Raw genomic sequence first — 11,774 nt, forward strand, 5'->3', positions numbered from 1 at the left:
CCGCCCGGGCCGGGCCCCGCCGCGGCGCGCACCGAGCACGGCGATCAAGGAGTGTCATGACCAGCGCCCCCAGTCGACGCGGCCCGAACGACGACGCCGACGTCATCGTCGTCGGCGCCGGACCGGCCGGAGCGACCGCGGCGACGTACCTGGCCCGGTCGGGCCTGGACGTCCTGCTGCTGGAGAAGAGCGTCTTCCCCCGCGAGAAGGTCTGCGGCGACGGCATCACGCCGCGCGGCGTCAAGCAGCTCATCGACCTCGGGGTGGACACCCGCGAGGAGGCGGGCTGGCTGCACAACAGGGGACTTCGGGTCGTCGGCGGCGGTGTCACGCTCGAACTGGACTGGCCGGAGCTGGCGGAGTTCCCGCCCTACGGGGTGGTCCGCCCGCGCAACGACTTCGACGACCTGCTCGCCCGCGGCGCCCAGCAAGCGGGTGCCCGCATGGTGCAGCAGACCAGCGTGACCGGGGCCGTGCGCAACGAGCGCACCGGCCGCGTCGAAGGCGTCACCGCCAAGTCCGGCCCCGAGAAGGTGCCGGTGACCTACCGCGCGCCGATCGTGGTCGGTTGCGACGGCGTCTCCGCCCGGCTCGCGCTGTCGATGGGCATCGAGAAGAGCGACCAGCGCCCGATGGGCGTGGCGGTGCGCCGCTACTACGACAGCCCGCGCACCAAGGACGACTTCATGGAGTCGCACCTGGAGCTGTGGGACCGCTCCGCGCCGGACGATCCGAAGCTGCTGCCCGGCTACGGCTGGATCTTCGGGATGGGCGACGGGACGGTGAACGTGGGGCTGGGCATCCTGTCCACCTCCAGCGCCTACGGCAAGACCGACTACCGCCAGCTGCTCAAGTCGTGGCTGGACGGCACCCCGGAGGAATGGGGTTTCCGGGACGAGAACGCCAACGGCCGGGTCGGCGGCGCGGCGCTGCCGATGGGCTTCAACCGCAAGCCGCACTACCGCGACGGGCTGCTGCTGGTCGGTGACGCGGGCGGGATGGTCAACCCGTTCAACGGCGAAGGAATCGCCTACGCCATGGAGTCGGCACGGCTGGCCGCCGAATGCGTGGCGCAGGCGTTCGCCCGTCCGGCGGGGCCGTCGCGGGAGCACGCGCTGCACCGGTACCCGGCCGCGGTTTCCGAAGCGATGGGCGGCTACTTCCGGATGGGCAACATCTTCAGCAAGTTGATAGGCAATCCGACCGTGATGCGGATGGCGACCAAGCACGGTCTGCCGCGCCGCACGTTGATGCGTTTCGTGTTGAAACTGCTGGCAAATCTCTACGACGGACGCGACGGCGACGCGATGGACCGTGTGATCAGCGCCACTACTCGGCTCACCCCTAGCGCCTGAGAGTCCGCGTCTGGTCAGATGGTCGCCAGACGGTGTGAGAACTCACAAAGTTAGGTTCGCCTCACTGCAAAACGGAAACGGGCGAGCGCATAGAGTGCGCAACCGACAACCGCAGACGTGACGTTCGTCGCGGCGGGGGCCGCAAGGAGGGCAGTGCCGTGGGTGGTTCGAGTGCTTCGGGTGTTCTCGACCCGTACGTCCCGCTGGTGCTGATGTTCGCGCTGGCGCTGGGATTCGCCGTGTTCTCGGTCGCCATCGCCCCGATCGTCGGCCCCCGCCGCTACAACAAGGCCAAGCTCGACGCCTACGAGTGCGGGATCGAACCGTCGCCGCAGCCGGTGATGGGCGGCGGCCGGATGCCGATCGCCTACTACCTCACGGCGATGCTGTTCATCCTGTTCGACATCGAGATGGTCTTCCTCTACCCGTTCGCGGTCTCCGCGGACTCCCTCGGCCTGTTCGGCGTGGTCGAGGTCGTGCTGTTCATCGCCACCGTCGGCTTCGCCTACGCCTACGTGTGGCGCCGAGGGGGACTCGACTGGAATTAGCGCCCGGCGCGGCCTCGGGCGAGCACTGACCGTTCTCAATGGCGAAGCGGAAGGAAGTGCCGAGATGGGCCTAGAGGAGCAGTTGCCCAACGGCATCCTGTTGGCCAACGTCGAAAAGCTCGTCAACTGGACCCGGAAGACGTCGATGTGGCCGGCGACCTTCGGGTTGGCCTGCTGCGCGATCGAGATGATGACGATCGGCGGGTCCCGCTACGACGTCGCGCGGTTCGGCATGGAGCGCTTCTCGGCCACCCCGCGGCAGGCCGATCTGATGATCGTCGCGGGCCGGGTGACCAACAAGATGGCCCCGGTGCTGCGGCAGATCTACGACCAGATGCCGGAGCCGCGCTGGGTGCTGGCGATGGGCGTGTGCGCCTCCACCGGCGGCATGTTCAACAACTACGCGGTCGTGCAGGGCGTGGACCACGTGGTGCCGGTGGACATGTACCTGCCGGGCTGCCCGCCGCGCCCGGAGATGCTGCTCGACGCGATCTTGAAGCTGCACGCCAAGGTCATGGACGAGCCGATCAACGCCAAGCGCGCCGCGATCCGCGCGGACAGCGGCGAGCGCACCGAACTCGTCGCCTCCTCCGAGCGCTACGCGCCGAAGAACCGATCCCAGCGCAAGCGGGCCGAGCGCCAGCAGCGGGCGCAGCAGAAGGAAATGGGTTCCGAGGGGGCGCTGGCCGTGGAGACCGGCGCGCAGCGCGAACAAGTCGAGCGGCAGCTCGGGGCGGGCAGGTGAGCCATGACGGACTCGAAGCGGACCACACCCGACCCCGGCGAGAAGGGCTCCAGCGCGGAACGCCCCGGGCAGGGGCTGGAACCGGCCAGGGAAGGTGAAGGCGCCGCCGCGCACCGGCAGGGTCCGGTCGTGGCCGGACGCGCCCGCAAGGGCATGTTCGGCGTGCAGGGCAGCGGTGACACCTCCGGCTACGGCGGGTTGCAGCTGCCCGCGCACGTCCCGCAGCAGGCTCAGCGGCCGTTCGGCGGATGGTTCGACGACGTCGCGGACGCGCTGCTGGAAGCGTTGCGCGACAAGGGGATCGAGTCCGCGGTGCAGCAGACCACAGTGGACCGCGGGGAGATCACCTTCTACATCGACCGCGAGCACCTGGTGGAAACCTGCCGCTCGCTGCGCGACGACGAAGCCCTGCGGTTCGAGCTGTGCAGCTCGGTGTCCGGAGTGGACTACGGCCCGGACGTGCCGCAGCGGCTGCACTCGGTCTACCACCTGACGTCGATGACCTACCGCCGCCGCATCCGGCTGGAAGTGGCCGTGGACGTCGACGATCCGCACCTGCCCTCGGTCGTTTCCGTCTACCCGACCGCGGATTTCCAGGAGCGGGAAGCGTGGGACATGTTCGGCCTGATCTACGACGGGCACCCCGCGCTGACCCGGATCCTGATGCCGGACGACTGGGACGGGCACCCGCAGCGCAAGGACTACCCGCTGGGCGGGATTCCCGTGGAGTACAAGGGCGGCGCCGAAATACCGCCGCCGGACCAGCGCCGGGCCTACACATGATCACCGGTAGGCAGCACGCGGAGAGGTGCTGAACATGACCACCGAACCACTGACCGATCCCACCACCGGTCCGACCGATCCCGCCGCGCCGCGGGAGACCACCGAGGGCCGTATCTACACCGTCACCGGCGGCGACTGGGACGAGTTCCTGGACGAGACGGCCGGTGACGAGCGCGTCGTCATCAACCTGGGACCGCAGCACCCGTCCACGCACGGCGTGCTGCGCCTGGTCCTGGAGCTGGAGGGCGAGACGGTCACCCAGGCCCGCTCGGTGATCGGCTACCTGCACACCGGGATCGAGAAGAACACCGAGTACCGCACCTGGACCCAGGGCGTCACGTTCGTGACGCGGATGGACTACCTGGCGCCGCTGTACAACGAGGCCGCGTACTGCCTCGGCGTGGAGAAGCTGCTGGAGATCGAGGCTCCGCCGCGGGCGCAGACGTTCCGGGTCATGCTCATGGAGCTGAACCGGATCTCCTCGCACCTGGTGTTCATGGCCACCGGCGCGATGGAGCTCGGTTCCACCACCGGCATGACCTTCGGCTTCCGCGACCGCGAGGAAGTGCTGCACCTGCTGGAGTTCCTCACCGGCCTGCGGATGAACCACGCCTTCATCCGGCCCGGCGGGGTCGCCCAGGACCTGCCGGAGGGCTACCGGGAGAAGGTGCTGGAGTTCATCAAGGTCATGGACTCCCGGCTGCCGGACTACCACAAGCTGTTCTCCGGCCAGCCGATCTGGAAGCAGCGCCTGCAGGACGTCGGCTACCTGCCGCTGGACGGTGCGCTGCAGCTCGGCGTGACCGGCCCGATGCTGCGTTCCGCGGGCATCGCGTGGGACCTGCGCAAGATCGAGCCGTACTGCGGCTACGAGGACTTCGAGTTCGAGGTGCCGACCAGCACCGACGGGGACTGCTTCGCGCGGTTCCAGCTGCGGCTGGAGGAGATCCACCAGTCGCTGAAGATCGTCCGGCAGTGCCTGGACAAGCTCGAGCCCGGCCCGGTCATGGTCGAGGACCCGAAGATCGCCTGGCCCGCGAAGCTGAGCATCGGACCGGACGGCATGGGCAACTCGCTGGAGCACGTCCGCAAGATCATGGGCCAGTCCATGGAGTCCCTGATCCACCACTTCAAGCTGGTCACCGAGGGCTTCGACGTGCCGCCGGGGCAGGTGTACTCGCCGGTGGAGTCGCCGCGCGGCGGGCTCGGCTACCACCTGGTCTCCGACGGCGGCACCCGGCCGATGCGGGTGCACGTGCGGGAACCGAGCTTCGTGAACCTCCAGGCGTTCCCGGCGATGTCCGAGGGCGGCCTGGTAGCGGACGTGATCGCGGCGGTCGCCTCGATCGATCCGGTGATGGGCGGGGTGGACCGATGACCGAGCAGTTCGATTTCACCACCACCGAGCACACGATCTCCCCGCCGCGGGAGCAGGTGTTCGGCGAGGACGTGCGCGCCGACGCGCGCAAGATCGTCGAGCGCTACCCGGAGTCGCGGTCGGCGCTGCTGCCGATGCTGCACCTGGTGCAGTCGGTGCAGGGCCACGTCGGCAACGACGGCATCGAGTTCTGCGCCGAGCAGCTCGCGCTGTCGGCCGCGGAGGTCAGCGCGGTCGCCACCTTCTACACGATGTACAAGCGCACGCCGTGCGGGCGGCACATCGTCAGCGTTTGCACGAACACGTTGTGCGCGGCGCTCGGCGGCGACGAGATCTACAAGGGACTCTCCGAGCACTTGGGCGTCGGGCACGACGAAACCGCGGGCACACCGGGCGAAGAGGGCTCGCTGACGTTGGAGCACGCGGAATGCCTCGCGGCCTGCGACCTCGCCCCGGTGCTGCAGGTCGATTACGAGTACTACGACAAGCAGCAGCCGGAATCCGCGCTGGAACTGGTGAAAGCGTTGCAGCGCGGGGAGAAGCCGGCGCCCACGCGCGGCGCCCCGCTGACCGACTTCCGCACCACCGAGCGCCAGCTCGCCGGGTTCTTCGACCGGCCGGGCGCTCGCCTCGGCGACACAGTGGACGGGCCGTCGGCCGCGCCGGAGACGCTGCGCGGCGCCGGGATGGCCGAGCAGCGCGGATGGACCTCCCCCGCGATGCCGGACGACGCACCGATCCCGCCGCTGCCGGAGAAGGAGTGACCATGACCGACGCGAACTCCCGGCCGGACCCGCTGACCCCGGTGCTCACCAAGCGGTGGCTGTCGCCGGACTCGTGGAGCATCCGCACCTACGAGCGGCTGGAGGGCTACACCGCGCTGCGCAAGGCGCTGGCCGCGCAGCCGGACGAGCTGATCGAGCTGGTCAAGACCGCGGGCCTGCGCGGCCGCGGCGGTGCCGGGTTCCCGGCGGGCGTGAAGTGGGGATTCATGCCCAAGGAGCCGGTCAAGCCGCACTACCTCGTGATCAACGCGGACGAGGGCGAACCGGGCACCTGCAAGGACATCCCGCTGATGATGGCCGATCCGCACTCGCTGATCGAGGGCTGCATCATCGCGAGCTACGCCATGCGCGCGCACCACTGCCTGATCTACGTGCGGGGCGAGGCGCTGCACTGCATCCGGCGGCTGAACAACGCGGTGCAGGAGGCGTACGAGGCGGGCTACCTGGGCAAGAACGTCCTCGGTTCCGGCTTCGACTGCGACATCGTCGTGCACGCGGGTGCGGGCGCCTACATCTGCGGTGAGGAGACTGCGCTGCTGGACTCGCTGGAAGGCAAGCGCGGCCAGCCGCGGCTCAAACCGCCGTTCCCGGCCGCGGCAGGGCTCTACGCCTGCCCGACGACGGTGAACAACGTCGAGACGATCGCCTCGGTGCCGTTCATCGTCAACGGCGGTTCGGACTGGTTCCGCACCATGGGGCGGGAGAAGTCGCCGGGGCCGAAGATCTTCTCGCTGTCCGGCCACGTCGAGCGGCCCGGCCAGTACGAGGCACCGCTGGGCACCACGCTGCGGGAGCTGCTGGAACTCGCGGGCGGGATGAAAGACGGGATTCCGCTGAAGTTCTGGACCCCGGGCGGTTCCTCGACACCGCTGTTCACCGCCGAGCACCTGGACGTGCCGCTGGACTTCGAGGGCGCGGCCGAGGCCGGATCGATGCTGGGCACCACGGCGCTGATGGTGTTCAACGAGACGGTTTCGGTGCCGTGGGCGGTCATGAAGTGGACCCAGTTCTACGAGCGCGAGTCCTGCGGCAAGTGCACGCCCTGCCGCGAGGGCACGTTCTGGCTCGCGCAGGTGCTGGAGCGGATGGTCGGCGGCCACGGCACCGAAGAGGACATCGAGACGCTGCTCGACGTCTGCGACAACATCTTCGGCCGCTCGTTCTGCGCGCTCGGCGACGGCGCGGTCAGTCCGATCACCAGCGGCATCAAGTACTTCCGCGAGGAATTCCTCGCGCTGTGTCAGCAGAACCGGCCCGGCGCCGAACCGGGCGAGCCCGCACTGGCAGGAGCGGCCCGATGACGGTGGCACCCGAGCGAGAGAGCAAGCCGGTCCCGGAGGGGCACGTCCGGCTCACCATCGACGGCGTCGAGATCGACGCGCCGAAGGGCGAGCTGCTGATCCGCACCGCCGAGCGGATGGGCATCACCATCCCGCGCTTCTGCGACCACCCGCTGCTGGATCCCGCGGGCGCGTGCAGGCAGTGCCTGGTCGAGGTGGAGATGAACGGCCGGGCGATGCCCAAGCCGCAGGCCAGCTGCACCATCACCGTCGCCGACGGGATGGTCGTCAAGACGCAGCGCAGCTCGGCGGTGGCGGACAAGGCGCAGCAGGGCATGATGGAGCTGCTGCTGATCAACCACCCGCTGGACTGCCCGATCTGCGACAAGGGCGGCGAGTGCCCGTTGCAGAACCAGGCGCTCAAGCACGGGCGCGCGGAATCCCGGTTCCACGACACCAAGCGCACCTTCGCCAAGCCGGTGCCGATCTCGGCGCAGGTGCTGCTGGACCGCGAGCGTTGCGTGCTGTGCCAGCGCTGCACCCGCTTTTCCAAGCAGATCGCGGGTGATCCGTTCATCGAGCTGCTGGAGCGCGGCGCGGTGCAGCAGATCGGGATCGCCGAGCAGCAGCCGTTCCAGTCCTACTTCTCCGGCAACACCATCCAGATCTGCCCGGTGGGCGCGTTGACCAGTGCGGCCTACCGGTTCCGGTCCCGGCCGTTCGACCTGGTGTCCACGCCCGGTGTGTGCGAGCACTGCTCTTCGGGCTGCGCTACCCGCACGGACTGGCGGCGCGGCAAGGTGATGCGCCGGCTCGCGGGTGAGGACCCGGAGGTCAACGAGGAGTGGACCTGCGACAAGGGCCGGTTCGCGTTCCGCTACGCCACCGCCACCGACCGGTTCACGCGGCCGCAGGTGCGGGAGAACGGTGCGCTGCGACCGGCGTCGTGGACGGAGGCGTTGCGCACGGCCGCCGACGGGCTCATCGCCGCGCGCGACGAACACGGCGTCGGTGTGCTGCCGGGCGGGCGGCTGACCGTCGAGGACGCCTACGCCTACTCGAAGTTCGCGCGGATCGCGTTGCGCACCAACGACATCGACGCCCGTGCGCGGGCGCACTCGGACGAGGAGCTGGCGTTCCTGGAGTCCACTGTGGTCGGCATGGGGCCGGGCTCCGGCGCGGTGACCTACGCGGACCTGGAGGCCGCGCCCGCGGTGCTGTGCGTGGCCTTCGAGCCGGAGGAGGAATCGCCGATCGTGTTCCTGCGGCTGCGCAAAGCGGCTCGCAAGGGCAGCACGAAGGTCTTCCACCTCGGGCAGTGGAACTCGCCCGGGGTGGAGAAGACCACCCGGATCATGGGCGGTGGCGGGCCGATCGACGCCGGTGCGCTGCTGCCTTGCCCGCCCGGTGGGGAGGCCGCCGCGCTCGCCGCGCTTCCGTCCGAAGTGGACGAACTGCTGCGCGCGGACGGCGCGGTGCTCGCCGTCGGTGAGCGCGCCGCGCAGATTCCCGGGCTGTACTCCGAAATCGTGCGCACCGCCGCGCGCACCGGCGCCGGGATCGCCTGGATCCCGCGGCGTGCCGGGGAACGCGGCGCGGTCGAAGCGGGCGCGTTGCCGAACCTGCTGCCCGGCGGGCGCAGCGTCACCGACCTGAACTCCTGCGTGGAACTCGCCCGCGAGTGGGGACAGCCGAGCCTGCCCGGCATCCCCGGCCGGGACACCACCGGCATCCTCACCGCCGCCGCGCGCGGCGAACTGTCCGGGCTGCTGGTCGGCGGCGTCGACCCGGACGACCTGCCCGATCCGGAACTGGCCGCCCAAGCCCTGGCGCGCGCCGGGTTCGTGGTGAGCCTGGAACTGCGACCCAGCGGCGTCACCGAACACGCCGACGTGGTGCTGCCGATCGCGCCGAGCGTCGAGAAGTCCGGCAGCTACCTGAACTGGGAAGGCCGCCGCCGCGAGTTCGCCGTCACGATCGAAGGCAGCGGTGCGCTGCCGGACTGCCGCGTGCTGGACACCCTCGCGGTGGAGATGGACGCCGACCTGTTCACCCAGACCCCGGCGGCATCCCGCGCCGAGCTCGACCGGCTCGGGATCAGCGACCGGCCGCGGGCAGCACCACCGGAAGAACCGGTGCGGCCGGTGTCCCCGCCAGGACCGGGCCGTGCGCTGCTGGCGACCTGGCGGCTGCTGCTCGACGACGGGTCGCTGCAGGACGGGGAACCGAACCTCGCGGGCACCCGGCGCCGCCCGGTCGCGATGCTTTCGCCGGGCACCGCGCGGCGGCTCGGGCTCGGGCCGCGGCAGCAGGTCGAGGTCCGCGGCGACCGCGGCGCGATCTCGCTGGAAGCCGAGGTCACCGAGATGCCGGACGACGTGGTCTGGCTGCCGTCGGAATCCGGGCCGTCGAAGGTGAACCGGGCGCTCGGCGTCGGGCACGGCGCCGCGGTCGCGCTCGCGCCCGCCGCCACGTTCCCAGCCGGGGGCGACAGCGTCGCCGGGCACGGCATCAACGGGGCCAACGGGCACACCGGTAACGGGCACACCGGGCAGGCGCCGGCAGGTCCGGACGCGGAGGGGAGCCGGTCATGACCCACACCGCGGAGCTGATCGCCGACGACCCGATCTGGCTGGTCCTGATCAAGGTCGTCGCGATCTTCGCCTTCCTGGTCCTGATGACGCTGCTGACGATCTGGGCCGAGCGCCGCGTGCTCGGGCGGATGCAGCACCGGCCCGGACCGAACCGCGCCGGGCCGTTCGGCATCCTGCAGTCGCTGGCCGACGGGCTCAAGCTCGCGTTCAAGGAGGACATCCGCCCGGTGCTGGCGGACAAGTGGGTGTACTTCCTGGCGCCGGTGATCTCCGCGGCGCCCGCGCTGGTGTCGTTCTCGGTGATGCCGATCGGGCCGGAGGTCACGATCTTCGGGGAGCGCACCGCGCTGCAGCTGGTGGAGCTGCCGGTCGGGTTGCTGGTCGTGCTGGCGATGGCCTCCATCGGCGTCTACGGCATCGTGCTCGCCGGGTGGGCGTCCGGTTCGCCGTACCCGCTGCTGGGGTCGTTGCGCTCGGCCGCTCAGGTGATCTCCTACGAGATCGCGATGGGCCTGTCGTTCGTCGCGGTGATCATGTACTCGGGCACGCTGTCCACATCGGGCATCGTCGAGGCGCAGACGAACGGCTGGTTCGCGCTGGTGCTGCCGGTCAGCTTCCTGGTCTACGCGGTGTCCATGGTCGGCGAGACCAACCGCGCCCCGTTCGACCTGCCGGAGGCGGAATCCGAGCTGGTCGGCGGGTTCCACACCGAGTACTCCTCGCTGAAGTTCGCGCTGTTCTTCCTCGCCGAGTACATCAACATGGTCACCGTCTCGGCGCTGGCCACCACGCTGTTCCTCGGCGGCTGGCACGCGCCGTGGCCGCTGAGCCTGATCGGCGACGGGGTGCTCAACACCGGCTGGTGGCCGGTGCTGTGGTTCCTCGGCAAGACGCTGTTCTTCCTGTTCGTGTTCGTGTGGCTGCGCGGCACGCTGCCGCGGCTGCGCTACGACCAGTTCATGAACCTCGGCTGGAAGCTGCTGGTCCCGGTGAGCCTGGTGTGGATCGTGGTGGTCACCGTGATCCGCGCGCTGCGCAACGAGCAGCTGCTCGCCTCGCCACCGGCACTGATCATCGGCGCGGTCGTGATCGTCGCGCTGGCCGCAGTCGTGTTCCTGCTGCCCGGCCGCGGCGAACCGGAACCGGAGGAGCCCGCGGCGCCGCTGTCCGGCAGCGGCTACCCGGTGCCACCGCTGGACCTGCAAGTGCCCCCGACCCCACCGCGGCGGCGGCAGGTGCCGTCCGGGGCCGAGGACGGCTCGAAGGAGGGAGCGGGCAGTGTTTGATCCGCTGAAAGGTTTCGGCGTCACCTTCTCGACCATGTTCAAGAAGGTCGTCACCGAGGAGTACCCCGAGGTCAAGAAGGTCACCGCGCCCCGGTTCCACGGCCGCCACCAGCTCAACCGGCACCCGGACGGGCTGGAGAAGTGCGTGGGCTGCGAACTGTGCGCCTGGGCCTGCCCGGCCGACGCGATCTTCGTCGAGGGCGGGGACAACACCGACGACGCGCGGTACTCGCCCGGTGAGCGCTTCGGCGCCGACTACCAGATCAACTACCTGCGCTGCATCGGCTGCGGCCTGTGCATCGAGGCGTGCCCGACGCGGTCGCTGACCATGACCAACGAGTACGAGACCGCCGACGACAACCGGCAGAACCTGATCTACACCAAGGAGGACCTGCTCGCGCCGCTGCTGCCCGGCATGGAGCAGCCGCCGCACCCGATGCGGCTCGGCGAGGACGAGCAGGACTACTACGTGCGCGGCCCCGAACTCGCGCGGCAGGCCGGAGTGCCGTCGGGCGAGACCGTCGAGACCGGCCAAGAGGAGGCGCGGCGGTGATGCTCGCGGCAACGGCGGTGCTCGCCCAGCAGCAGGCCGCGGACGTGGTCGGCGCCGGTGAGACCGCGGTGTTCTGGATCCTCGGCCCGCTGTCGCTGGTCGGGGCGCTCGGCATGGTGTTCGCCCGCAACGCCGTGCACTCGGCGCTGTGGCTGGTGCTGACGATGCTCAGCCTCGGGGTGCTCTACATGGCGCAGAGCGCGCAGTTCCTCGGGTTCACCCAGATCATCGTCTACACCGGCGCGATCATGATGCTGTTCCTGTTCGTGCTGATGATGGTCGGGCGGGACTCGTCGGACTCGGTGGTGGAAGTGCTGCGCGGGCAGCGGCTGGCGGCCGCGGTGGCCGGGGTGGGCTTCGCGCTGCTGCTGGTGACCGGGCTGGCGCGGTCGCTGACCGACGTGCCGGTGGCGGCGCCGCTGGACCCGTGGTCGCCGCAGGGCGGCGGCGCGGGCGGGCTCGGTGCG

At 70.2% G+C, this 11,774-nt stretch carries 11 protein-coding genes; all 11 read left to right on the forward strand.

The window, feature by feature from the left end; translation table 11 throughout:
- Positions 1-56: 56 nt before the first annotated feature.
- Positions 57-1,355: a geranylgeranyl reductase family protein gene (locus IJH84_RS03810; RefSeq protein ID WP_295140207.1), complete on the forward strand. Its 1,299-nt coding sequence runs from the start codon at positions 57-59 to the stop codon at positions 1,353-1,355.
- Between the two features lie 158 nt (positions 1,356-1,513).
- Positions 1,514-1,903, forward strand: coding sequence for an NADH-quinone oxidoreductase subunit A (locus IJH84_RS03815; RefSeq protein ID WP_200068953.1), 390 nt, complete (start codon positions 1,514-1,516; stop codon positions 1,901-1,903).
- Positions 1,904-1,967: 64 nt separating this feature from the next.
- The gene (locus IJH84_RS03820) at positions 1,968-2,648 is read left to right on the forward strand and encodes an NADH-quinone oxidoreductase subunit B family protein (protein WP_200068954.1); all 681 of its coding nucleotides are present in this window, start codon (positions 1,968-1,970) and stop codon (positions 2,646-2,648) included.
- 3 nt (positions 2,649-2,651) lie between these two features.
- Positions 2,652-3,431, forward strand: coding sequence for an NADH-quinone oxidoreductase subunit C (locus IJH84_RS03825; RefSeq protein WP_200068955.1), 780 nt, complete (start codon positions 2,652-2,654; stop codon positions 3,429-3,431).
- Positions 3,432-3,465: 34 nt separating this feature from the next.
- Positions 3,466-4,809, forward strand: coding sequence for an NADH-quinone oxidoreductase subunit D (locus IJH84_RS03830; protein WP_295140216.1), 1,344 nt, complete (start codon positions 3,466-3,468; stop codon positions 4,807-4,809).
- Positions 4,806-5,573, forward strand: a complete 768-nt coding sequence (gene nuoE, locus IJH84_RS03835) for an NADH-quinone oxidoreductase subunit NuoE (RefSeq protein WP_295140219.1) — start codon at positions 4,806-4,808, stop codon at positions 5,571-5,573. Before IJH84_RS03830 ends, nuoE begins: the two co-directional genes overlap by 4 nt.
- A 2-nt stretch (positions 5,574-5,575) precedes the next feature.
- Positions 5,576-6,895: an NADH-quinone oxidoreductase subunit NuoF gene (gene nuoF, locus IJH84_RS03840; RefSeq protein WP_295140224.1), complete on the forward strand. Its 1,320-nt coding sequence runs from the start codon at positions 5,576-5,578 to the stop codon at positions 6,893-6,895.
- On the forward strand, positions 6,892-9,468 hold the full coding sequence (locus IJH84_RS03845) for an NADH-quinone oxidoreductase subunit G (RefSeq protein WP_295140228.1): 2,577 nt from the start codon (positions 6,892-6,894) through the stop codon (positions 9,466-9,468). The genes nuoF and IJH84_RS03845 overlap by 4 nt, the downstream gene beginning before the upstream one ends.
- Positions 9,465-10,754, forward strand: coding sequence for an NADH-quinone oxidoreductase subunit NuoH (gene nuoH, locus IJH84_RS03850; protein ID WP_200068960.1), 1,290 nt, complete (start codon positions 9,465-9,467; stop codon positions 10,752-10,754). The genes IJH84_RS03845 and nuoH overlap by 4 nt, the downstream gene beginning before the upstream one ends.
- Entirely contained in the window at positions 10,747-11,307 is a 561-nt protein-coding gene (gene nuoI, locus IJH84_RS03855; protein WP_200068961.1) for an NADH-quinone oxidoreductase subunit NuoI, read from the forward strand. Before nuoH ends, nuoI begins: the two co-directional genes overlap by 8 nt.
- Positions 11,307-11,774, forward strand: a 468-nt coding sequence (locus IJH84_RS03860) for an NADH-quinone oxidoreductase subunit J (RefSeq protein WP_295140232.1), incomplete at its 3' end; no start/stop codon positions are given. The genes nuoI and IJH84_RS03860, both read left to right, overlap by 1 nt.

This window comes from Saccharopolyspora sp. (assembly GCF_017434145.1).
In the GTDB taxonomy this organism is placed as follows: domain Bacteria; phylum Actinomycetota; class Actinomycetes; order Mycobacteriales; family Pseudonocardiaceae; genus Saccharopolyspora_C; species Saccharopolyspora_C galaxeae.